Consider the following 23,252-nt stretch of genomic DNA (forward strand, 5'->3'; position numbering starts at 1 on the left):
CTCCGGGTGGGCCCGGTTATCCGTCTGTTGAGGCTGCCGAATATAGAGCGCGTTGCTTTCAGCAGCCTTACAGACCGGGTTGTGAATTGCTGACGCCGGAATCACGGACCGGCGTCGGTTATTTCCATGTCGCTTGTAGTCTTAATGCACCAGCATGCCGGTGAACCAGTAGGCCTGAGCCAAAGTGATGAGGCCGACAATCGTTGCAAAGAATAGGCTGTGCTTGAGGGTGAAGCGGAACAGATCGGATTCCTTGCCCACCAGGCCGGTTGCTGCGCAGGCCACGGCGATCGATTGTGGCGAGATCATCTTGCCGGTCACGCCGCCGCTGGTATTGGCTGCCACCAGCAGGGTGTCGTTGACCCCGATCTGGTGAGCGGTGGTTGCTTGCAGCGAACTGAACAGGGCGTTGGACGAGGTATCGGAACCGGTCAGGAACACGCCGAGCCAGCCGAGGAACGGCGAGAAGAACGGGAACGCTGCGCCAGTACCGGCCAGCACCAGAGCCATGGTCGAGGACATGCCGGAATAGTTGGTGACGAAGGCAAACGCCAGCACCATGCCGATCGACAGGATCGGCCAGCGCAGTTCGTAGAAAGTCTCTTTCAAAGTGGTCAGACCAGTTTTGAAGTTGATCTTCAGCACCAGCATCGAGATCAGCGCGGAGAAGAAAATCGCCGTGCCGGTCGCGGAAATCGGGTCGAGTTTGAACACGGCTGGGATCGCGGTCGGGGCGGCAACGATCGGTGCAGTCTTGATGACCAGTTGATCAAGGTGCGGAATCGCGAAGTTGAACACCCAGGCGTACATCGAGCCGCCGGCGGCGAACATGGCTTTGAAAGGCTTGAGGGTCCAGATGGTCACCAGCACGGTGAGGATCAGGAACGGCGACCACGCCTTGAAGATTTCCCCGAGGCTGTAGGGCGAAGCGACGGTGGTGCGCTTCTGGCCGAAACCGCCGACGCTGGCGGAGACCACCGAAGCGGATACGGCGCCGACGATGTGCTGGCCGGCGGCACGTTTCGGTTGCCAGACCTTCAGGAACAGGGTCAGCGAAATCAGACTGGCCAGGGCCGACGTGATGTCCGGCAGCTCCGGGCCGATGAAATTCGAAGTGAAGTATTGGGTGACAGCGAAGCTCAGGCCGGCAACCAGTGCGGCTGGCCAGGTTTCACGCACACCGCGCAGGCCGTCCATCATGAACACCAGCCAGAACGGCACGAACAGCGACAGCAGCGGCAACTGGCGGCCGGTCATGGCGCCGATCTTGAACGCGTCGATGCCGGTGACTTGCCCGGCCACGATGATCGGAATCCCCAGCGCGCCGAACGCCACCGGTGCGGTGTTGGCAATCAGGCACAGGCCGGCGGCGTACAGCGGGTTGAAACCCAGGCCAACCAGCAGCGCAGCGGTAATCGCCACCGGCGCGCCGAAACCGGCGGCACCTTCGAGGAATGCACCGAAGCAGAAACCGATCAACAGCACCTGCAGGCGTTGGTCGTCAGTGATCGACAGCACCGAGCTGCGGATGACCTCGAACTGACCGCTCTTGACCGTCAGTTTGTACAGGAACACCGCCGCCACAATGATCCAGGCAATCGGCCACAGACCATAGGCGAAGCCATATCCGGCAGCGGCGAACGCCATGTCGACCGGCATCTGGAACGCAAAGATCGCCACGGCGATGGCCAGGGCGAGCGTGATGCTGCCGGCCACATGACCTTTGAGGCGGAACACCGCCAGGGCGAGGAAGAAGAAAACGATGGGGATGACGGCCGCGAGTGCGGACACGCCGAGACTGCCGAGCGGGCTGTAGAGCTGTTGCCAGGTTTGCATATGGGGTGGCCCCTAATTGTTGTTGGTCAGGCACTGTCAGCTTACTTGGTTAATTGGTAAGACCAATTTACAAGTGCTGTCGGCTAGGGTAAAAGCCTTGATGTCGGTGTGTCAATTTGCCGCCCTAAAACTTTTGTCGAACAACCGGACGGCGAGTCGGATTGCACCGGTTGAATTGGCGTCATCTGGCAGGTGTCGGCGCAGCGCCGATAGGCCAGAATAGAGAGCCCGGCGAGCGGTCGGGATGGTGGAGAGTTGAGTGATGGGGTTTGATCAGATACGTCAGCGCCGTTTGTCTGACGACATTGTCGAGCGACTGGAAGGGATGATTCTCGAGGGCACGCTGAAGTCCGGCGAGCGTCTGCCGGCCGAGCGGACTCTGGCGGAACAGTTCGGCGTTTCTCGGCCCTCTTTGCGCGAGGCGATTCAGAAGCTTGCGGCCAAGGGGTTGCTGGTCAGCAAGCAGGGCGGCGGCAACTATGTCGTGGAAAGCCTCGGTTCGACGTTCAGCGATCCGCTGCTGCAACTGCTGGAAAGCAATCCTGAGGCGCAACGTGATCTGCTGGAATTTCGCCACACGCTGGAGGCATCGTGCGCCTATTACGCGGCATTGCGCGCCACGGATGTGGACCGCGAACGGCTGACGGCGGCGTTTGAAGAGTTACAGGACTGCTATTCGCGTCACGATGAAGTGAGCCGGGCGGAAGAGGGCGCGGCGGATGCGAAATTCCACCTGGCGATTGCCGAAGCCAGTCATAACGCGGTGTTGCTGCACACCATTCGCGGGCTGTTCGATCTGCTCAAGCGCAACGTCGTGACCAACATCGGTGGCATGTACAAGCAGCGCACGGAAACCCGCGACATGCTGATCACCCAGCATCGGGAGTTGTATCTGGCGATTATCGAGGGGCGCGCGGAACAGGCGCGTGAGGTGTCCAGCCGACACATTCTGTATGTGCAGGAAGTGCTGGAAGAAGTGCGGCAGGAAGTACAGCGCATGGCTCGCGCCGAGCGACGCAAAGGGATGTAAAAAAAGACCGCTCCCGTGCGAGGCACGGGAGCGGTCATTCAGGCAGAAGAATCAGTCTTCCTTGCCCTTGTTGCGCACCGCACGCTGCAACTCGCGACCGGCGTCGCGTTCGCGTTCGGTATCGCGCTTGTCGTATTCCTTCTTGCCCTTACCGAGAGCGATCTCGCACTTGACCATGTGCTTGCTCCAGTACCAGGACAGGCACACGCAGGCGTAACCCTTCTGCTGCACGGCGGCGGCGAGCTTGTCCAGCTCGCGGCGGTTGAGCAGCAACTTGCGGGTACGCACCGGGTCGGCAATGACGTGGGTGCTGGCGGTCATCAGAGGCGTGATGTGGCTGCCTAGCAACCAGGCTTCGCCATCCTTGAGCAACACGTAACTGTCGACCAGTTGCAGCTTGCTTGCCCGCAGACTTTTTACTTCCCAGCCGGCCAGGACCAGACCAGCCTCGAACTTGTGCTCGATGAAGTAATCGTGTCGCGCCTTTTTGTTTTGCGCGATGGTCCCTGTTGGGTGTTTCTTCTGTTTAGCCATAGGGGCGGCATTATATGGAGATAAATGGCTGTCGGCTACGGTGATGCTGCGTGCTTGAGCAGGTTGAGTGAATCCCGGACAATGCGGCCTCTTTTTCTAACGCTTGGGCGTGATAAACGATGTCGACAGACAAGGTTTCTGTCCACGGCAGTTGGGCTAGCCGCTGGGTTTTCATATTCGCCGCGACCGGTTCGGCCGTGGGATTGGGCAGCATCTGGAAATTCCCCTACATGGTCGGGGTCTACGGTGGCGGCGCCTTCGTGCTGATGTTTCTGGCATGTATCGCGCTGATCGGCATCCCGGTGATGCTCGCCGAAACCCTGATCGGCCGCCGTGCCCGCCAGAGTCCGGCGAATGCCCTGAAGGTGCTGGCGCGGGAAGCCGGGCACTCGGGCAAGTGGTCGTGGGGCGCGTTCGCCGGGATGATCACGGCGCTGCTGATCCTGTCTTTCTACAGTGTGGTCGGCGGCTGGTCGCTGGATTACATCATTGATATGGGGCGCGGAGACTTCCAGGGCGCGACGGCTGATCAGGTCGGGGCGTACTTCGGGAATGTCATCGCCGACCCGTGGCGTATCACGCTGTGGCACACGGTTTTCATGCTGTTGTCGGCGGTGGTGATCGCCAAGGGCGTGGTTGCCGGGCTCGAGCGCAGCCTGCGGATCATGATGCCGCTGCTGTTCGTGATGGTGCTGGTGCTGCTGGGTTACAGCATGACCACCGGGCATTTCATGGAAGGCGTGCATTTCATGTTCGACTTCCACCCGGAAAAAGTCCTCGACGGCTTGCTGCCGGCCATGGGTCACGCGTTCTTCTCCCTGAGCGTGGGCGTGGGCTCGATCATGATCTATGGCGCCTACATGACCAAGGAAGCCTCGCTGTCCGGCACGGTCGTCGGTGTGGCGCTGCTCGATACCTTTGTTTCGCTGGTGGCTGGTCTGGCCTTGTTTCCGATTGTGTTCGCCGGTGGTTTGAACCCGAGCGAAGGCCCGGGGCTGATGTTTGTCAGCCTGCCATTTGCTTTCGGTAACGTGCTGTTCGGCCAGTTGATGGGCGTGGTGTTCTTCGTTCTGGTGGCCATTGCGGCCTGGAGCTCGGCGATTTCCCTGCTGGAGCCAATGGTCGCCTATCTGGTCGAGCGGACTAAAATCAGCCGTGCCTGGGTGACATTCTGGTTGGCGTTCACCTGCTGGTTCGTTGGCCTGGGCACGGTGTTTTCCTTCAATATCTGGAAGGAAGCCAAATTTTTCGTGAACGATGGTGGGGTGTTCCATCTCTACCAGTGGGGTGCGGCCGGTGGCCTGGACTTCTTTGGCGTGATCGACTTCTTCACCTCGCGCATCATGTTGCCGCTCGGTGGGCTGTGCTTTGTGCTGTTTGCCGGTTGGGTGATGGGGCGTGAGGCGGTGCGTGATGAATTGTCGATTCGCAGCCCGGCGCTGTTCGCCCTGTCTCTGTTTTTGATGCGCTATGTGGCGCCCATCGGCATTCTTGTAGTGTTTGCCGCCCAGCTCTGGAAGTGACGCTTACATGACGACACATATTCAACGATCGGCGCTGCTGCCTTATCCGGCGCAATTTCTCTACGACCTCGTCAATGACGTGGCACGTTACCCGGAATTTCTGCCGTGGTGCTCGTCTGCTGAAGTCCTGGAAAGCTCGCCTGAGCACATGCGCGCCAGTGTCGGCGTGGCCAAGGGTGGGCTTAGTCAGCACTTCGTGACACGCAATACGCTGGTGCCGGGGCAGTCGATCGAGATGAACCTGGAGGAGGGACCGTTCAATCAGCTGCACGGCGTCTGGGTATTCAAGGCGCTGAACGAGAAGGCTTGCAAGATCAGTCTGGATCTGTCCTTCGACTACGCCGGGCCGCTGGTCCGCGCGACGCTCGGTCCTTTGTTCAATCAGGCAGCCAATACATTGGTGGACGCGTTCTGCCAGCGCGCCAAGCAGATGCATGGTTGAGCCGGTGATCGAAGTCGAAGTGGTGTATGCGGCGGTTGATCGTCAGGTTTTGCGTGTAATCAGTGTTGCTGAGGGTACGACGGTGCGTGCGGCGCTGATGGCGTCCGGGATTGATGCTGAATTTTCGGAGCTGGATCTGAAGAGCTGTCCTTTGGGGATCTTCGGCAAAGTGATTGCTGATCCGGATGCTCGACGGGTTCAGGAGGGCGATCGCATCGAGATCTATCGGCCACTGTTGGCAGATCCGAAAGAGGTGCGTCGTCTTCGTGCCGCCAAGGCTGCCGAAGCCAAGGCGCGAAATCAGTAGGCTGGCCAAGCGGCAGGTAATAAAAAACCCGGAATTTCCGGGTTTTTTATTGCGTCGCAATTTATTGCGGCGAGGTGTCCAGCGGTTCTGGCGTTGGAACCGGAACGGTTTCCACACCATCGACGTCCTTCTGGATCTGATCCAGCAAGGAGCCAGGCTTGGCCGGTTGTTCCGGTTTCGGCTGTTCGGTGTTTTCAGCAGGAGCGGTCACGCTGGTGCCGCTGTCCTTGCCGAGAATTGCTTCATCACGGCTGACGCCCGGCATGAAGTCACCGGACAGGCTGACGAGGCGGTCATTCGAGTCGAAAATGACACTCATGCGTTCCTGTTGGCGCTCACCGCCACCAGGTTGCAGGCTGTACAGATAATCCCAGCGGTTGGCGTGGAACGTGTCGGCAAGCAGAGGGTTGCCCATGATAAACCGTACTTGCGGCCGGGTCATTCCCGGGCGTAACTGGTCTATCATGTCCTGCGTGACGACATTGCCCTGCTGGATGTCGATTTTGTAAACCCCGGGGAATGAACAACCGGCGAGTGCGAGCAGTCCCACAAAGGTGAAACTGGTTAGCAAGAGCTTGGTGTTTTGCATCGGTGGGCGACTTCCACTATCTTGGCTGGGACAACGTAAACGCCGATCATACCCGCATTAAGAGAAGCTGCGAAGCAGCATCGCGAGAAAGCTGACCATGGTTGAAAATAGCGAACTACGCAAAGCCGGCCTCAAAGTGACCCTGCCACGGGTCAAGATCCTGCAAATGCTCGACTCTACAGAGCAGCGTCACATGAGTGCCGAGGACGTCTACAAGGCGTTGATGGAAGCTGGCGAGGACGTCGGTCTGGCCACGGTCTACCGTGTTCTGACCCAGTTCGAAGCGGCTGGCCTCGTGGTCCGTCACAACTTCGACGGCGGCCACGCGGTATTCGAATTGGCCGACGGTGGCCACCACGACCATATGGTTAACGTGGAGTCGGGCGAAGTCATCGAATTCTTCGACGAAGAAATCGAAAAACTTCAGAAGGCGATCGTCGAGAAGCACGGTTACGAGATGGTTGATCACAATCTCGTACTGTACGTACGCAACAAAAAGTAAGCATGTCGCGCGAATTTCAGGTTCGCGAAACGAGCGAAGGCGACCCAAGGGTCGCCTTCGTGCTTTCTGGCGTGCTTAAACCTTTGCGGTGACGACCATCTTTTTCGCGTGCGCCAAAGACTCTTTGGTCAGATCGATGCCGCCAAGCATGCGTGCGACTTCTTCTATACGGTCATTCTTGCTCAGCTTCGAAACAGCCGTGTGAGTGGCCTGCTCGCCTCGCACCTTGTGCACGAACAGATGCTGATGCCCCTGAGCCGCGACTTGCGGCAAGTGCGTAACCGTCAGTACCTGTCCGCGATCTCCGAGGCGGCGCAACAGTTGACCGACGATTTCAGCCGTTGGACCGCCAATCCCCACGTCCACTTCGTCGAATACCAATGTCGGTACGCGAGAGGTCTGGGCGGTAATCACCTGGATGGCCAGGCTGATCCGTGACAATTCACCGCCGGACGCCACTTTGGCCAAGGCCTTCAAGGGTTGGCCCGGGTTGGCGCTGACCAGCAGCTCGACTTGTTCCAGACCATTGGGTTGCAGCTCACTGCTGTTGTTGGCGCGCAATTCGATGGTGAAGCGCCCGCCGGGCATGCCCAGACGTTGAATCTCCTGCTCCACCGCGCTTGCCAGACTGCCGGCTGCCTGATGACGCAGCTCGCTCAGCTCCCGGGCCTTTTCCTGATAATGGCGGGCATAGGATGCGAGTTCCTCGGCGAGGCGTTCGATGGATTCATCGTTGGCGTCCAGCGCTTCGATCTCGTCGAGCAGCTTCTGCTGCATCTCCGCCACTTCAGTTGGCTGAATGCGGTGTTTGCGTGCCAGCGTGTAGATGGAGTCCAGACGTTCTTCCAGATATTGCAGGCGCGCCGGGTCGGCATCGAAGTTGTCGAGAAAGCGATTGAGTTCGCCGACGGCTTCTTCGACCTGGATCTGCGCACTGGTCAGCAGGCTGCTCGCTTCACCCAGCGCGCCGACCGAGTTGTTCACGCTCGACAGTCTATTGAGGCTGGCCGTCAGGGCATTCAAAACGTTGCCGGAATCGCTTTCGCTGCATTGCTCGACCACTTGTCGGCAGATGCCGAGCAGGGTTTCGGCGTTGGTCAGGTTCTTGTGTTCCTGCTCCAGTTCTTCCAGCTCGTTTTCTCCGAGGCCGAGGTTTTCCAGTTCTTCGAGCTGGTAGCTGAGCAACTGATGGCGCGCGCGCTGTTCGTCGCCGGAGTTGGAAAGGCGCTCCAGCTCCTGGCGAGTCTGGCGCCAGCGCTGGGCTGCCAGATGTACCTGGCGCGCCAGATCGGTCGCCCCGGCGTACTCGTCGAGCAGGCGCCGGTGGGTATCGGTCTTGAGCAGGGATTGGTGTTCGTGCTGGCTGTGGATGTCGATCAGCAGCTCGCCGAGCGCCTTGAGATCGCCGAGCGGGCAGGGGGTGCCATTTATATAGCCGCGTGAGCGACCTTCGGAAGTGATGACTCGACGCAGGATGCACGGACCGTCGGTTTCCAGGTCGCGTTCCGCCAGCCAGGTACTGGCCTCGGGAATATCGGCCAGATCGAAGGTCGCCAGGATATCGGCCTTGTCGGCGCCCGGTCGCACCACGCCGCTGTCGGCGCGATCACCGAGCGTCAGGCCCAGGGCGTCGAGCATGATCGATTTGCCGGCGCCGGTTTCCCCGGTAATCACGCTCATGCCGCGATCGAGCTCGAGATCGAGATGTTCAACGATGGCGTAGTTGTGTACGGACAGGTGCACCAGCATAAAGGCCGCTCCCAAACTTTAGGTCTGGTTATTTATACAGTGTTTTGTTTCGAGCTGACAATGCCCTCGCTCGGCTCAATGGGGATGATCCGATCAAATGCTTGTCGCACGCAGGAATGCCAATGCAGCACTTTTTTGTAGGGTTAATCGTTGTCAGCCCTTGAAGCCTGATTTTGCGGCCCCATATACCGGGGCAGAAGCGCGAATCGAACTCGCGGACGATATTGAAAGGAGAATTCCATGGCTGACGAACAGACAGTAGATACGCAAAACCCAGAAGCCAATCAGGCGCCCGAGACTTCGGGTGATGACCTGGCGACCCGTGTACAAGTGCTCGAAGAGCAATTGGCCGCCGCGCAGGATCAATCGCTGCGCGTAGCTGCCGATCTGCAGAACGTCCGCCGCCGTGCCGAGCAGGATGTCGAAAAGGCGCACAAGTTTGCGCTGGAAAAATTCGCCGGCGACCTGCTGCCGATCGTCGACAGCCTGGAGCGCGGCCTCGAGCTGTCGAGCCCGGATGACGAAAGCATCCGTCCGATGCGCGAAGGCATCGAGCTGACCCTGAAAATGTTTCACGACACCCTCACGCGCTACCAGCTTGTCGCTGTAAGCCCGCAGGAAGGCGAACCGTTCAACGCCGTGGAGCACCAGGCAATGGCCATGCAGGAAAGTGATGTCCTGGAGCCGAACAGCATTCTGAAGGTGTTCCAGAAGGGCTACCAGCTCAACGGTCGCCTGCTGCGTCCGGCGATGGTTGTGGTCAGCAAGGCGCCGGCGCCAGTTTCGCCTTCGATTGACGAGAAGGCTTGAAATTAGCCGCAAGGCCCCCATTTACAAGTCAAGCGTTTAAGTATTACCGCAGTCAGCCACCACTGCTGCGGCAAAAAAATCCAAAGTTTCGGGAGAGTGAACATGGGCAAAATTATCGGTATCGACCTGGGGACTACCAACTCCTGCGTCTCCGTGCTGGAAAACGGCAAAGCCAAAGTTATTGAAAACGCTGAAGGCGCGCGTACTACGCCGTCGATCATCGCTTATGCCAACGATGGCGAAATCCTGGTCGGTCAGTCGGCCAAGCGTCAGGCTGTGACCAACCCGCACAACACACTGTTCGCAGTGAAGCGCCTGATTGGCCGCCGCTTCGACGAAGAAGTTGTACAGAAAGACATCAAGCTGGTGCCTTACAAGATCGTCAAGGCCAACAACGGTGACGCCTGGGTCGAGGCTTCCGGCAAGCAGATGGCTCCGCCGCAAATCAGCGCCGAAGTCCTGAAAAAGATGAAGAAGACCGCCGAAGACTACCTCGGCGAAGCAGTGACCGAAGCGGTGATCACCGTTCCGGCCTACTTCAACGACAGTCAGCGTCAGGCGACTAAAGATGCTGGTCGCATCGCCGGTCTGGACGTAAAACGTATCATCAACGAACCAACCGCAGCCGCTCTGGCTTATGGCATGGACAAGGCCAAGGGCGATCACACCGTGATCGTTTACGACCTGGGTGGTGGTACTTTCGACGTTTCCGTGATCGAAATCGCTGAAGTTGACGGCGAGCACCAGTTCGAAGTGCTGGCCACCAACGGTGACACCTTCCTGGGTGGTGAAGACTTCGACATGCGCCTGATCGACTACCTCGTCGACGAGTTCAAGAAAGAGTCCGGCATGGACCTGAAGAGCGATCCTCTGGCCTTGCAGCGTCTGAAAGAAGCCGCTGAGAAAGCCAAGATCGAGCTGTCTTCATCGCAGTCGACCGACGTCAACCTGCCGTACATCACAGCAGACGCGACTGGTCCTAAGCACCTGAACGTGAAGATCTCTCGTGCCAAGCTCGAGTCGCTGGTCGAAGATCTGGTGAACCGTACCATCGAGCCATGCCGTATTGCTCTGAAGGACGCCGGTATCGACGTCAGCAAAATTAACGACGTGATTCTGGTTGGTGGTCAGACTCGTATGCCTCTGGTGCAGAAGGCAGTTACCGATTTCTTCGGTAAAGAAGCACGTAAAGACGTGAACCCGGACGAAGCTGTTGCCATGGGTGCTGCGATCCAGGGCGCCGTTCTGGCCGGTGACGTGAAAGACGTTCTGCTGCTTGACGTCAGCCCGCTGACCCTGGGTATCGAAACCATGGGTGGCGTGATGACCGCGCTGATCGAGAAAAACACCACGATTCCTACCAAGAAATCGCAAGTGTTCTCGACCGCCGACGACAACCAGGGCGCCGTGACCATTCACGTCCTGCAAGGCGAGCGCAAGCAAGCCGCACAGAACAAGTCCCTGGGCAAGTTCGATCTGGCCGACATTCCACCAGCTCCACGTGGCGTTCCGCAGATCGAAGTGACCTTCGACATCGACGCCAACGGCATCCTGCACGTAGGTGCAAAGGACAAGGCGACTGGCAAAGAGCAGAAGATCACCATCAAGGCCAACTCTGGTCTGTCGGATGAAGAAATCCAGAAAATGGTGCGCGACGCCGAGCTGAACGCCGAGGAAGACCGCAAGTTCGAAGAGCTGGCCGCTGCCCGTAACCAGGGTGACGCACTGGTTCACTCGACTCGCAAGATGATCGCTGACGCTGGCGACAAAGTGACTGCAGAAGAGAAGACTGCAATCGAAGCGGCTGTGGTTGCCCTGGAAGCCGCCGTCAAAGGCGACGACAAGGCTGCCATCGACGCCAAGGTTGAAGAGCTGTCGAAAGTCTCTGCGCCGGTTGCCCAGAAGATGTACGCCGAACAGGCTCAGCCTGCTGAAGGCGCGGCACCGCAAGGCGAATCGGCTGAGAAGGCTGACGATGTTGTCGATGCCGAGTTCGAAGAAGTCAAAGACCACAAGTAAGTTGTTGGTCGCCCGGTTGACTGCCTTGCGGCGGCGACTGGTAGGATGTCGCCGCGCGGGAGCTTGCTCCCGCGTTGGCGTATCTGGAATACGCGAATTTTTACAGCATGCGACAAGCTTCGTGTGTTGGCGGTATGGCCGGGAATGCTCCTGCTTTTCGCGCCGTAAATACCGCATGAACCAAAGACCAGGATCGTTGAATTGACGTGAGTTGGGTCCGGGCCTGTATTGGGGCTCAACGAGTTTGGCGAAGCTCAGGAGGGGTTTGCCGAACGTCCTCAAGAGTATGAAGAACTTATGGCTAAGCGTGACTATTACGAAGTGTTGGGTGTTGAGCGCGGCTCAAGCGAAGCAGACCTGAAAAAGGCCTATCGCCGTCTGGCGATGAAGCACCACCCGGACCGTAATCCCGGTGACAAGGCGTCGGAAGATCTGTTCAAGGAGGCCAACGAAGCCTACGAAGTGCTGTCCGATTCCAGCAAGCGTGCAGCGTACGATCAGTACGGTCATGCCGGCGTCGACCCGAGCATGGGTGGCGGCGGTGCAGGCTTCGGCGGTCAGAACTTCTCCGACATCTTCGGTGATGTCTTCAGTGACTTCTTCGGTGGCGGTCGCGGCGGCTCCCGTGGCGGCGCTCAGCGCGGCAGCGATTTGCGTTACACCCTGGAGCTGAACCTGGAAGAAGCGGTACGCGGTACGACCGTGAATATCCGCGTTCCGACGCTGGTCAATTGCAAACCATGCGACGGTTCGGGCGCCAAGAAAGGCTCGTCGCCATCGACTTGCCCGACTTGCGGCGGCATCGGTCAGGTGCGTATGCAGCAAGGCTTCTTCTCGGTGCAGCAGACCTGCCCGCGCTGCCATGGCCAGGGCAAGATCATTTCCGATCCGTGCGATTCCTGCCACGGCGACGGTCGCGTCGAAGAGTACAAAACCCTCTCTGTCAAAGTGCCGGCCGGTGTCGACACCGGTGACCGCATTCGTCTGTCCGGCGAAGGCGAGGCGGGCACTCAGGGTGGTCCGACCGGGGACCTGTACGTGGTGATCAACGTCCGCGAACACGACATCTTCCAGCGTGACGGCAAGCACCTGTTCTGCGAAGTGCCGATCAGCTTTGTCGACGCAGCCCTGGGTGGCGAGCTGGAAATTCCGACCCTCGATGGTCGCGTCAAACTGAAGATTCCGGAAGGGACTCAGACCGGCAAGCAGTTCCGCGTACGCGGTAAAGGTGTTGCGCCAGTGCGTGGCGGTGGTGCGGGCGACCTGATGTGTCGTGTGGCCGTCGAGACGCCGGTCAATCTGAACCGTCGTCAGCGTGAATTGCTGGAAGAGTTCCGCAGTTCCCTGGCGGACGACAACAGCCATTCCCCGAAAACTACCGGTTGGTTCGACGGTGTAAAGCGCTTCTTCGGCGATCTGTAAGGAGTCGGCATGCGACGTATAGCTGTGATGGGCGCTGCCGGGCGCATGGGCAAGATTCTGGTCGAGGCGGTGCAGCAGCGCGCGCCGCTGACCGGTTTGACGGCTGCGATTGTCCGTCCTGGCAGTACGCTGATCGGCGTGGATGCCGGTGAGCTGGCTTCGCTCGGTCGAATCGGCGTGCCGTTGTCCGGCAATCTGGAATCGGTGGCGGAAGAGTTCGATGTGTTGATCGACTTCACCCTGCCGGAAGTCATGCTGAAAAACCTGGCCTTCTGCCGCAAGGCCGGCAAGGCGATGGTGATTGGCACGACCGGGCTGGATGCTGCGCAGAAGCAGTTGCTGGCCGAGGCGGGCAAGGATATTCCGATCGTGTTCGCCGCCAACTTCAGTGTCGGCGTCAACCTTTCGCTGAAGCTGCTCGACATGGCGGCACGGGTGTTGGCGGAAGATGCGGACATCGAAATCATTGAGGCCCATCACCGCCACAAGATCGATGCGCCATCGGGCACGGCCCTGCGCATGGGTGAAGTGATCGCCAATGCGCTGGATCGTGATCTGCAGAAGGTTGCGGTCTATGGTCGTGAAGGCCACACCGGTGCCCGTGAGCGTGAGACCATCGGCTTCGCCACTGTTCGTGGTGGTGATGTGGTGGGTGATCACACGGTGCTGTTTGCTTGCGAAGGTGAGCGCCTGGAGATCACACACAAGGCTTCGAGCCGCATGACGTTCGCCAAGGGCGCGGTGCGTGCGGCGTTGTGGCTGGATGCTCGCGAGCCTGGTTTGTACGACATGCAGGACGTGCTCGACCTGCATTGAGATGTTCTGAATCCGGCGCAAACGCCCTGTTTGTGCCGGTTTCAATCCGCTGAGCGACGCCCTGTCGCATTCTCCGGCCTTTCAGGCTCATTGGCGGTAGACCAAAAATCCCTTTTTCTGTAAGCTACAGCTTTAGTGTGTCCACTAAAAGCGCGCAGAATAATTCAGTGAAGAAGCGGGGTGACGTGTCCATACGTCACTCCGCTTTTTTACAACCTGCGATTGCCCTTTCATGCGTTATTTACGGGAGGTCTTCTTGACTAAGCCAGCCATACTCGCCCTTGCTGATGGCAGCATTTTTCGCGGCGAAGCCATTGGAGCCGACGGTCAGACCGTTGGTGAGGTGGTGTTCAACACCGCAATGACCGGCTATCAGGAAATCCTTACCGATCCTTCCTACGCCCAACAGATCGTTACCCTGACTTACCCGCACATCGGCAACACCGGCACGACGCCGGAAGACGCCGAGTCCGACCGCGTCTGGTCCGCTGGTCTGGTCATCCGTGACCTGCCGCTGGTAGCGAGCAACTGGCGTAACACGATGTCCCTGTCCGATTACCTGAAAGCCAACAATGTTGTGGCAATCGCCGGTATCGACACCCGCCGCCTGACCCGCATCCTGCGTGAAAAAGGCGCACAGAACGGCTGCATCATGGCCGGCGACAACATCTCCGAAGAGGCGGCCATCGCCGCTGCGCAAGGCTTCCCGGGCCTGAAGGGCATGGATCTGGCGAAAGTCGTCAGCACCAAGACCCAATACGAATGGCGCTCCACTGTCTGGGATCTGAAAACCGACAGCCACGCGACCATCGAAGCCTCCGAGCTGCCATACCACGTGGTTGCCTACGACTACGGCGTCAAGGTCAACATCCTGCGCATGCTGGTCGAGCGCGGTTGCCGCGTGACCGTGGTTCCGGCGCAAACCCCGGCTGCCGACGTGCTGGCTCTGAAGCCGGACGGCGTGTTCCTGTCCAACGGCCCTGGTGACCCGGAGCCTTGCGACTACGCAATCAAGGCCATCAAGGAAGTGCTGGAAACCGAAATTCCGGTCTTCGGCATCTGCCTCGGTCACCAACTGCTGGCTCTGGCCTCCGGCGCCAAGACCCTGAAAATGGGCCACGGCCACCACGGTGCCAACCACCCGGTTCAGGATCTGGACACTGGCGTCGTGATGATCACCAGCCAGAACCACGGTTTTGCGGTTGACGAAGCGACCCTGCCAGCCAACGTCCGCGCGATCCATAAATCGCTGTTCGACGGCACCCTGCAAGGCATCGAGCGTACCGACAAGAGCGCGTTCAGCTTCCAGGGTCACCCTGAAGCGAGCCCGGGCCCGAACGATGTTGCCCCCCTGTTTGACCGCTTCATCAACGAGATGGCCAAGCGACGCTAAGCGCTCGCCTTGAGACTGTAGCGAGAAGCCCCTCGAGGGCGGCCCCGGAACCGGCGGCCCCCTCGGGACTTCAGAAATCGATCAAGACGGCTTGCCGACTGACCTGCGGATTTGAGTGACAAACCCATGCCAAAACGTACAGACATTAAAAGCATCCTGATTCTCGGCGCTGGCCCGATCGTTATCGGCCAGGCCTGCGAATTCGACTACTCCGGCGCCCAGGCTTGCAAAGCCCTGCGCGAAGAGGGTTACCGCGTCATCCTGGTGAACTCCAACCCGGCCACCATCATGACCGACCCGGACATGGCCGACGCCACCTACATCGAGCCGATTAAGTGGCAGACCGTTGCCAAGATCATCGAAAAAGAGCGTCCGGATGCCGTGCTGCCAACCATGGGCGGCCAGACTGCTCTGAACTGCGCCCTGGACCTGGAGCGCGAAGGCGTTCTGGAGAAGTTCGGCGTAGAGATGATCGGTGCCAATGCCGACACCATCGACAAGGCTGAAGACCGTTCGCGTTTCGACAAGGCGATGAAGGCCATCGGCCTGGAATGCCCGCGTTCCGGTATCGCCCACAGCATGGAAGAAGCCAACGCGGTGCTCGAGCGCCTGGGCTTCCCGTGCATCATCCGTCCGTCCTTCACCATGGGCGGCACCGGTGGCGGTATCGCTTACAACCGTGAAGAGTTCGAAGAAATCTGCGCCCGTGGTCTGGACCTGTCGCCAACCAAGGAACTGCTGATCGACGAATCGCTGATCGGCTGGAAAGAATATGAAATGGAAGTTGTCCGCGACAAAAAGGACAACTGCATCATCGTCTGCTCGATCGAAAACTTCGACCCGATGGGCGTGCACACCGGTGACTCGATCACTGTTGCCCCGGCTCAGACCCTGACCGACAAGGAATACCAGATCCTGCGTAACGCCTCGCTGGCGGTACTGCGTGAGATCGGCGTCGAGACCGGTGGTTCCAACGTTCAGTTCGGTATCTGCCCGGACACCGGCCGCATGGTCGTGATCGAGATGAACCCGCGTGTATCCCGCTCGTCGGCTCTGGCCTCGAAAGCCACCGGTTTCCCGATCGCCAAGATCGCGGCCAAGCTGGCCGTCGGTTACACCCTCGACGAACTGCAGAACGACATCACCGGCGGCCGTACCCCGGCGTCCTTCGAGCCGTCCATCGACTATGTCGTGACCAAGCTGCCGCGCTTCGCGTTCGAGAAGTTCGCCAACGCTGACGCGCGCCTGACCACTCAGATGAAGTCGGTCGGTGAAGTCATGGCCATCGGCCGTACCTTCCAGGAATCCCTGCAGAAAGCCCTGCGCGGTCTGGAAGTGGGTGTTTGCGGTCTGGACGAGAAAGTCGACCTGAGCAACCCGGAAAGCATGAGCGTGCTCAAGCGCGAACTGACCGTGCCGGGCGCCGAGCGTATCTGGTACGTGGCGGACGCTTTCCGCGCCGGCATGACCGTCGAAGAAATCTTCGGCATGAACATGATCGATCCGTGGTTCCTGGTGCAGATCGAAGATCTGATCAAGGACGAAGAGAAGGTCAAGACCCTCGGTCTGTCCGCTATCGACCGCGATCTGATGTACAAACTCAAGCGCAAGGGTTTCTCCGACCAGCGTCTGGCCAAGCTGCTGGGCGTCACCGAGAAGAACCTGCGTACTCACCGCCACAAGCTGGAAGTGTTCCCGGTTTACAAGCGCGTCGACACCTGCGCGGCCGAGTTCGCCACCGACACCGCCTACCTGTACTCGACCTACGAGGAAGAGTGCGAAGCCGCGCCGTCCGGTCGTGACAAGATCATCATCCTCGGCGGTGGCCCGAACCGTATCGGTCAGGGCATCGAGTTCGACTACTGCTGCGTACACGCGGCACTGGCGCTGCGCGATGACGGTTACGAGACCATCATGGTCAACTGCAACCCCGAAACCGTTTCCACTGACTACGACACTTCCGATCGTCTGTACTTCGAACCAGTGACCCTGGAAGACGTGCTGGAAATCTGCCGCGTCGAGAAGCCGAAAGGCGTGATTGTCCAGTACGGCGGCCAGACGCCTCTGAAGCTGGCTCGTGCTCTGGAAGCGGCCGGCGTGCCGATCATCGGCACCAGCCCTGACGCCATCGACCGTGCCGAAGACCGTGAGCGCTTCCAGCAAATGGTTGAGCGCCTGAACCTGCGTCAGCCGCCAAATGCCACCGTGCGCAGCGAAGACGAAGCCGTTCGCGCTGCCGCGAAGATCGGTTACCCGCTGGTGGTGCGTCCGTCCTACGTACTGGGCGGCCGGGCGATGGAAATCGTCTACAAGGAAGAAGAACTCAAGCGTTACCTGCGTGACGCGGTTCAAGTGTCGAACGACAGCCCGGTGCTGCTCGACCACTTCCTCAACTGCGCCATCGAGATGGACGTGGATGCGGTCTGCGACGGCAAGGACGTGGTGATCGGCGCGATCATGCAGCACATCGAACAGGCGGGCGTTCACTCCGGTGACTCCGCGTGCTCGCTGCCGCCGTACTCGCTGCCGGCGCACATCCAGGACGAGATGCGCGAACAGGTCAAGAAAATGGCCCTGGAGCTGGGCGTGGTCGGCCTGATGAACGTTCAGTTGGCGCTGCAAGGCGAGGACATCTACGTCATCGAAGTCAACCCGCGTGCTTCCCGTACCGTACCGTTCGTGTCGAAGTGCATCGGTATTTCCCTGGCAATGGTCGCGGCTCGCGTGATGGCCGGTAAAACCCTGAAGGAAATCGGCTTCACCAAGGAAATCATCCCGAACTTCTACAGCGTGAAAGAGGCGGTATTCCCGTTCGCCAAGTTCCCTGGCGTTGACCCGATCCTCGGCCCAGAGATGAAGTCCACCGGTGAAGTGATGGGCGTAGGCGACACCTTCGGTGAAGCCTTCGCCAAAGCCCAGATGGGCGCCAGCGAAGTGCTGCCGACCGGCGGTACTGCGTTCATCAGCGTACGCGATGATGACAAGCCACTGGTTGCAGGCGTGGCCCGTGATCTGATCAACTTGGGCTTCGAAGTCGTCGCCACCGCCGGCACTGCCAAGCTGATCGAAGCAGCAGGCCTGAAAGTGCGTCGCGTGAACAAGGTGACCGAGGGTCGTCCACACGTGGTCGACATGATCAAGAATGACGAAGTCACTCTGATCATCAACACCACCGAAGGTCGCCAGTCGATCGCCGATTCCTATTCCATTCGCCGTAACGCCTTGCAGCACAAGATTTACTGCACCACCACCATTGCTGCTGGCGAAGCTATCTGCGAAGCGCTGAAGTTCGGTCCCGAGAAGACCGTACGCCGCTTGCAGGATCTACACGCAGGATTGAAGGCATGAATAAATACCCAATGACCGTCCAGGGCTCCAAGGCCCTGGAAGAAGAGCATGCTCACCTGACCAAGGTCGTTCGTCCGAAGCTCAGCCAGGACATCGGTACGGCCCGCGAGTTGGGTGATTTGAAAGAAAACGCTGAATACCATGCTGCGCGCGAACAGCAAGGCATGGTCGAGGCGCGGATCCGTGACATCGAAGGTCGCCTGCAGAACGCGGTGATCATTGACGTGACGACCATTCCGCACACCGGCAAAGTGATTTTCGGCACTACCGTCGAAATCGCCAACGTCGAGACTGATGAAAGCGTGACTTACCAGATCGTGGGTGAGGATGAGGCGGACATCAAACTCGGCAAGATTTCGGTCGGCTCGCCGATCGCTCGCGCCTTGATTGCCAAGGAAGAGGGCGATACGGTCGTCGTGAAAACGCCAGGTGGCGATATCGAGTACGAGATTGTCAAAGTCCTTCACATCTGAGGGTGGGCGCCCGCTGCATGCGGGCGCGATGCTCTGGCAACTGGCCCAGATGTTGTGGGTCGGTGGCCTGTGGTTGGTACATCTCGGTCTGCGGCCGGTGCTGGGTCAAATTGGCCTGGCTCCGCTGCTGATCGATGAGGTTGCAAGTACGTTTGAAGTGGCGGTGGTGGGTTTTGCCGTCGCGTGCGTGATATTTCAGGCTTTGGTGCTGATACAGACCGAGGGCCTTGCCAGTCTATGGCGGGATTTTCGCGGGCAGGTGTTGTTGATGGCGTTGTATGCGTGTGCGATGTTTGTCGCAGTGCGTGTCGGCTGGCCAGATGCGCAGCGCTGGCAGGTGTTCAGCTTTCTTGTGTTGGGTTTTTCCGGGTTGGTGCTGGTATTGCAGCCGGTGCCGGGTTGGAGTGGCAGGGTGCGCGAAGCACACCCTTGACCCTTGCCATCACTTGAAGCGATGGACGTTCGACAGCTGCTTGTTGACGCTGAAGTTCTTGCGGTAAATCAGTGCCATCTTGCCGATGACTTGAACCAGATCGGCCTTGCCGGTCTTGCACAGCTCTGCAACGGACGCCAGGCGCGCCTCGCGATCGAGGATGTTGAGCTTGATCTTGATCAGCTCGTGATCTGCCAATGCGCGTTCGAGTTCGGCTAAAACACCCTCAGTCAAACCGTTGTCAGCCACAGTCAGAACTGGTTTCAGGTGGTGACCAATGGATTTGTACTGTTTCTTCTGCTCTGGAGTGAGCGGCATAATCTGACCCTTTCGTCTGGATTCTGTAAAATGGCGGCCATTTTACCCGAGGGCTCGTGGATCCGCCCAATTAATCACGACCCTAATCAACGAGGTGCCCAATGGCGCGTTCCAAGACAAGCCTTGGTTGGCTGAAAAGACATGTCAATGATCCCTATGTGAAGCAAGCGCAGAAGGATGGCTACCGCTCGCGTGCGAGTTACAAGCTTCTGGAGATCCAGGAGAAATACAAACTGATCCGTCCGGGCATGAACGTCGTCGACCTCGGCGCGGCGCCTGGCGGCTGGTCGCAGGTCACCAGCCGGCTGATCGGTGGTCAGGGGCGATTGATCGCCTCGGACATCCTGGAAATGGATAGCATTCCGGACGTGACTTTTATTCAGGGGGACTTCACCGAGGATGCAGTGCTCGCTCAGATCCTTGAGGCTGTGGGTAATTCGCAGGTGGACCTTGTGATTTCCGATATGGCCCCCAATATGAGTGGTACGCCTGAAGTGGATATGCCAAAAGCCATGTTCCTTTGCGAGCTGGCGCTTGATCTGGCGGAACGGATCCTCAAGCCGGGTGGCAATTTCGTGATCAAGATTTTTCAGGGCGAAGGGTTCGATGTTTACCTGAAGGATGCTCGCAAGAAGTTCGACAAGATCCAGATGATCAAGCCGGACTCCTCTCGTGGCAGCTCTCGTGAGCAATACATGCTCGCTTGGGGCTACCGCGGTCGTAGCGAGTAAAACGAGGTTTTTTGGCGGGGTGATAGGTTTTTCGTATTTCGCCCCGCGCGCATAAGCGAATATTGTGTAGAAAGTGTTTCACAAAGGGTTACAGACGGCGCCTGCCAGAGCTGTAGGTAATGTAGTAAGTTAGGCCGGTGAATATCATGCGAAGCGCGCGCCAGTAGCGGAGCTTGCTTCAGAGGGTAGTTAATTGAACGATATGGCAAAGAATCTGATCCTGTGGTTGATCATCGCGGCAGTCCTGGTGACGGTGATGAACAACTTCTCCAGCCCTAACGAGCCGCAGACCCTCAACTATTCCGACTTCATCCAGCAGGTCAAGGATGGCAAGGTCGAGCGCGTGGCCGTCGACGGCTACGTGATTACCGGCAAGCGCAACGACGGCGACAGCTTCAAGACCATTCGTCCGGCAATTCAGGACAATGGCCTGATCGGCGACCTGGTCGACAACCACGTCGTGGTCGAAGGCAAGCAGCCTGAGCAGCAAAGTATCTGGACCCAGCTTCTGGTGGCCAGCTTCCCGATCCTGGTGATCATCGCGGTGTTCATGTTCTTCATGCGCCAGATGCAGGGCGGCGCGGGCGGCAAGGGCGGGCCGATGAGCTTCGGCAAGAGCAAGGCGCGTCTGCTGTCCGAGGATCAGGTGAAAACCACACTGGCTGACGTTGCCGGTTGCGACGAAGCCAAGGAAGAGGTTGGCGAGCTGGTCGAATTCCTCCGTGATCCGGGCAAGTTCCAGCGCCTGGGCGGCCGCATTCCTCGCGGCGTGCTGATGGTTGGTCCTCCGGGCACCGGTAAGACCTTGCTGGCCAAGGCGATTGCCGGCGAAGCCAAGGTCCCGTTCTTCACCATTTCCGGTTCCGACTTTGTCGAAATGTTCGTCGGTGTAGGTGCCAGCCGCGTTCGTGACATGTTCGAACAGGCCAAGAAACACGCTCCATGCATCATCTTCATCGACGAGATTGACGCCGTTGGTCGCCATCGTGGTGCCGGTATGGGCGGCGGTCACGACGAGCGCGAACAAACTCTCAACCAGTTGCTGGTGGAGATGGACGGTTTCGAAATGAATGACGGCATCATCGTCATCGCCGCGACCAACCGTCCTGACGTGCTGGACCCTGCTTTGCTGCGTCCGGGTCGTTTCGACCGTCAGGTGGTGGTCGGCTTGCCGGACATCCGTGGTCGCGAGCAGATCCTCAAGGTTCACATGCGTAAAGTGCCGATGGGTGATGACGTTGCTCCGGCTGTTATCGCACGTGGTACTCCGGGTTTCTCCGGCGCCGACCTGGCGAACCTGGTCAACGAGGCTTCGCTGTTTGCTGCCCGTGCGGGCAAGCGCATCGTCGAAATGAAAGAATTCGAACTGGCCAAAGACAAGATCATGATGGGCGCCGAGCGCAAATCCATGGTCATGTCCGAGAAGGAAAAACAGAACACCGCTTATCACGAAGCAGGCCACGCCATTGTTGGTCGTGTCGTGCCCGAGCATGATCCGGTCTACAAGGTGTCGATCATTCCGCGCGGTCGTGCACTCGGTGTGACCATGTTCCTGCCGGAAGAAGATCGCTACAGCCTGTCCAAGCGTGCGCTGATCAGTCAGATCTGCTCGCTGTACGGCGGCCGTATTGCCGAAGAGATGACTTTGGGCTTCGACGGTGTGACGACTGGTGCTTCCAACGACATCATGCGTGCGAGTCAGATTGCGCGGAACATGGTGACCAAGTGGGGCCTGTCGGAAAAACTCGGTCCGTTGATGTACGCCGAAGAAGAGGGTGAGGTATTCCTCGGTCGCGGCGGTGGCGGTCAGAATGCCAGCTTCTCCGGTGAGACAGCCAAGCTGATCGACTCCGAAGTGCGCAGCATCATTGATCAGTGCTACGGCACGGCCAAGCAGATCCTCACGGACAACCGCGACAAGCTCGATGCCATGGCGGATGCGCTGATGAAGTACGAGACGATCGATGCCGAGCAGATCGACGACATCATGGCCGGTCGTACACCTCGCGAGCCTCGCGATTGGTCGGGTGGCACCGGTACTGGCACGCCACCTGTCATTCAGGGCGAGCGTCCGGAAACACCGATTGGCGGTCCGGCTGCCGACGTTTAAGGTTTGAAATGACTTCTGTACAGTCCCTGACCCGGTTGCCTTGCGGCAACCGGGTTCTTGATTTGGCCCGGACGCATGTCATGGGCATTCTCAATGTCACTCCTGATTCTTTTTCCGACGGTGGCCGATACAGCCAGCTCGACGCGGCCTTGCGTCATGCCGAAGCCATGGTTGCGGCGGGTGCAACACTGATCGATGTGGGCGGCGAGTCGACCCGCCCGGGCGCGCGGGCGGTTTCTCCGTTGGAGGAGCTGGAACGTGTCGCTCCCGTCGTCGAGCTTATCAATCGCGAACTGGATGTGGTCATATCGGTCGATACGTCCACTCCGGCGGTCATGCGCGAAACAGCGCGTTTGGGTGCTGGCTTGATCAACGACGTTCGTTCGCTACGGCGGGATGGCGCGCTTGATGCGGCGGCGGCCACGGGATTGCCCGTGTGCCTGATGCACATGCTCGGCGAGCCTGGCGACATGCAGGATGATCCGCGTTATCAGGATGTCACCCGGGAAGTGGGTGAGTTTCTTGCCGAACGCATGGCCCAGTGCGAGGAGGCAGGCATTCCGGCCGAGCGGATCATTCTTGATCCGGGCTTCGGCTTCGCCAAAACCCTGCAGCACAATCTAAGCTTGTTCAAGCATATGGAAGCCCTGCATGCGTTGGGGCGGCCGCTATTGGTGGGCGTTTCGCGCAAAAGCATGATCGGCCATGCATTGAATCGCCCTGTGGGTGAGCGTCTGTATGGCGGTTTGGCACTGGCTGCACTGGCATCGGTGAAAGGTGCGCGTATATTGCGCGTCCATGATGTGGCAGAAACGGTGGACGTGGTGCGAATGCTCGCAGCCGTGGAATCAGCCGAATAAGAATGAT

The 23,252-nt window shown here is 59.0% G+C and carries 21 protein-coding genes; 16 read left to right on the forward strand and 5 right to left on the reverse strand.

From position 1 onward, the window contains the following. Positions 1 to 141: 141 nt before the first annotated feature. Complete coding sequence (locus tag ACEN93_RS20725) at positions 142 to 1,836, reverse strand: lactate permease LctP family transporter (protein ID WP_064593333.1); 1,695 nt, start codon at positions 1,834 to 1,836, stop codon at positions 142 to 144. A gap of 262 nt (positions 1,837 to 2,098) precedes the next feature. On the opposite strand from ACEN93_RS20725, the gene ACEN93_RS20730 reads away from it, so the two are divergent. Continuing rightward, the gene (locus ACEN93_RS20730) at positions 2,099 to 2,866 is read left to right on the forward strand and encodes an FCD domain-containing protein (protein ID WP_039769141.1); all 768 of its coding nucleotides are present in this window, start codon (positions 2,099 to 2,101) and stop codon (positions 2,864 to 2,866) included. Positions 2,867 to 2,917: 51 nt separating this feature from the next. Here the strand turns inward: ACEN93_RS20730 and smpB are convergent, their stop codons facing one another. Beyond that, positions 2,918 to 3,400 (reverse strand): SsrA-binding protein SmpB, encoded by a 483-nt coding sequence (gene smpB, locus ACEN93_RS20735; RefSeq protein WP_007953781.1) that lies wholly within the window; start codon positions 3,398 to 3,400, stop codon positions 2,918 to 2,920. Between the two features lie 119 nt (positions 3,401 to 3,519). Here smpB and ACEN93_RS20740 point away from each other — a divergent pair, with 119 nt between their 5' ends. Genes ACEN93_RS20740 through ACEN93_RS20750 form a run of 3 tightly spaced genes read left to right on the forward strand, consistent with a single transcriptional unit; the run spans position 3,520 to position 5,672 of the window. Then, complete coding sequence (locus ACEN93_RS20740) at positions 3,520 to 4,923, forward strand: sodium-dependent transporter (protein WP_039769144.1); 1,404 nt, start codon at positions 3,520 to 3,522, stop codon at positions 4,921 to 4,923. A gap of 7 nt (positions 4,924 to 4,930) precedes the next feature. Continuing rightward, complete coding sequence (locus ACEN93_RS20745; RefSeq protein ID WP_003221509.1) at positions 4,931 to 5,365, forward strand: type II toxin-antitoxin system RatA family toxin; 435 nt, start codon at positions 4,931 to 4,933, stop codon at positions 5,363 to 5,365. After that, positions 5,358 to 5,672: an RnfH family protein gene (locus ACEN93_RS20750; protein WP_074691917.1), complete on the forward strand. Its 315-nt coding sequence runs from the start codon at positions 5,358 to 5,360 to the stop codon at positions 5,670 to 5,672. Before ACEN93_RS20745 ends, ACEN93_RS20750 begins: the two co-directional genes overlap by 8 nt. A gap of 61 nt (positions 5,673 to 5,733) precedes the next feature. Here the strand turns inward: ACEN93_RS20750 and ACEN93_RS20755 are convergent, their stop codons facing one another. Then, on the reverse strand, positions 5,734 to 6,261 hold the full coding sequence (locus tag ACEN93_RS20755) for an outer membrane protein assembly factor BamE (RefSeq protein WP_039769148.1): 528 nt from the start codon (positions 6,259 to 6,261) through the stop codon (positions 5,734 to 5,736). 97 nt (positions 6,262 to 6,358) lie between these two features. Between ACEN93_RS20755 and fur the strand changes: the two genes are divergently transcribed. After that, the gene (gene fur, locus ACEN93_RS20760) at positions 6,359 to 6,763 is read left to right on the forward strand and encodes a ferric iron uptake transcriptional regulator (RefSeq protein WP_039769149.1); all 405 of its coding nucleotides are present in this window, start codon (positions 6,359 to 6,361) and stop codon (positions 6,761 to 6,763) included. Between the two features lie 75 nt (positions 6,764 to 6,838). Here the strand turns inward: fur and recN are convergent, their stop codons facing one another. Further along, on the reverse strand, positions 6,839 to 8,512 hold the full coding sequence (gene recN, locus ACEN93_RS20765; RefSeq protein WP_039769151.1) for a DNA repair protein RecN: 1,674 nt from the start codon (positions 8,510 to 8,512) through the stop codon (positions 6,839 to 6,841). Between the two features lie 240 nt (positions 8,513 to 8,752). Between recN and grpE the strand changes: the two genes are divergently transcribed. The 8 genes from grpE (at position 8,753) to ACEN93_RS20805 (ending at position 19,226) form a co-directional block, all read left to right on the forward strand. Next, a complete protein-coding gene (grpE, locus tag ACEN93_RS20770; protein ID WP_039769154.1) occupies positions 8,753 to 9,322 on the forward strand; it encodes a nucleotide exchange factor GrpE in 570 nt (189 codons plus the stop codon). Between the two features lie 102 nt (positions 9,323 to 9,424). After that, complete coding sequence (dnaK, locus tag ACEN93_RS20775) at positions 9,425 to 11,341, forward strand: molecular chaperone DnaK (RefSeq protein ID WP_134334081.1); 1,917 nt, start codon at positions 9,425 to 9,427, stop codon at positions 11,339 to 11,341. A gap of 297 nt (positions 11,342 to 11,638) precedes the next feature. Further along, positions 11,639 to 12,763, forward strand: coding sequence for a molecular chaperone DnaJ (gene dnaJ, locus ACEN93_RS20780; RefSeq protein ID WP_039769159.1), 1,125 nt, complete (start codon positions 11,639 to 11,641; stop codon positions 12,761 to 12,763). Positions 12,764 to 12,772: 9 nt separating this feature from the next. Continuing rightward, positions 12,773 to 13,579, forward strand: coding sequence for a 4-hydroxy-tetrahydrodipicolinate reductase (dapB, locus tag ACEN93_RS20785; RefSeq protein ID WP_007953764.1), 807 nt, complete (start codon positions 12,773 to 12,775; stop codon positions 13,577 to 13,579). A 256-nt stretch (positions 13,580 to 13,835) separates the two neighbouring features. Continuing rightward, a complete protein-coding gene (carA, locus tag ACEN93_RS20790) occupies positions 13,836 to 14,972 on the forward strand; it encodes a glutamine-hydrolyzing carbamoyl-phosphate synthase small subunit (protein ID WP_064593337.1) in 1,137 nt (378 codons plus the stop codon). 126 nt (positions 14,973 to 15,098) lie between these two features. After that, complete coding sequence (gene carB, locus ACEN93_RS20795; RefSeq protein ID WP_039769162.1) at positions 15,099 to 18,320, forward strand: carbamoyl-phosphate synthase large subunit; 3,222 nt, start codon at positions 15,099 to 15,101, stop codon at positions 18,318 to 18,320. Beyond that, the gene (gene greA, locus ACEN93_RS20800; RefSeq protein WP_039769164.1) at positions 18,317 to 18,793 is read left to right on the forward strand and encodes a transcription elongation factor GreA; all 477 of its coding nucleotides are present in this window, start codon (positions 18,317 to 18,319) and stop codon (positions 18,791 to 18,793) included. The genes carB and greA overlap by 4 nt, the downstream gene beginning before the upstream one ends. A gap of 28 nt (positions 18,794 to 18,821) precedes the next feature. After that, complete coding sequence (locus tag ACEN93_RS20805) at positions 18,822 to 19,226, forward strand: hypothetical protein (RefSeq protein WP_039769166.1); 405 nt, start codon at positions 18,822 to 18,824, stop codon at positions 19,224 to 19,226. A 9-nt stretch (positions 19,227 to 19,235) separates the two neighbouring features. On the opposite strand, the gene ACEN93_RS20810 is transcribed toward ACEN93_RS20805, so the two are convergent. Further along, positions 19,236 to 19,544: a YhbY family RNA-binding protein gene (locus tag ACEN93_RS20810; protein WP_007953753.1), complete on the reverse strand. Its 309-nt coding sequence runs from the start codon at positions 19,542 to 19,544 to the stop codon at positions 19,236 to 19,238. A 101-nt stretch (positions 19,545 to 19,645) separates the two neighbouring features. Between ACEN93_RS20810 and rlmE the strand changes: the two genes are divergently transcribed. From rlmE to folP, 3 genes are all read left to right on the forward strand, one after another. After that, entirely contained in the window at positions 19,646 to 20,275 is a 630-nt protein-coding gene (gene rlmE, locus ACEN93_RS20815; protein ID WP_007953751.1) for a 23S rRNA (uridine(2552)-2'-O)-methyltransferase RlmE, read from the forward strand. A gap of 202 nt (positions 20,276 to 20,477) precedes the next feature. Then, positions 20,478 to 22,385: an ATP-dependent zinc metalloprotease FtsH gene (ftsH, locus tag ACEN93_RS20820; RefSeq protein WP_011332403.1), complete on the forward strand. Its 1,908-nt coding sequence runs from the start codon at positions 20,478 to 20,480 to the stop codon at positions 22,383 to 22,385. Positions 22,386 to 22,393: 8 nt separating this feature from the next. Beyond that, a complete protein-coding gene (gene folP, locus ACEN93_RS20825; RefSeq protein WP_074691907.1) occupies positions 22,394 to 23,245 on the forward strand; it encodes a dihydropteroate synthase in 852 nt (283 codons plus the stop codon). Positions 23,246 to 23,252 lie beyond the last annotated feature (7 nt).

The sequence above is a fragment of the Pseudomonas sp. Pseusp21 genome, from assembly GCF_059492145.1.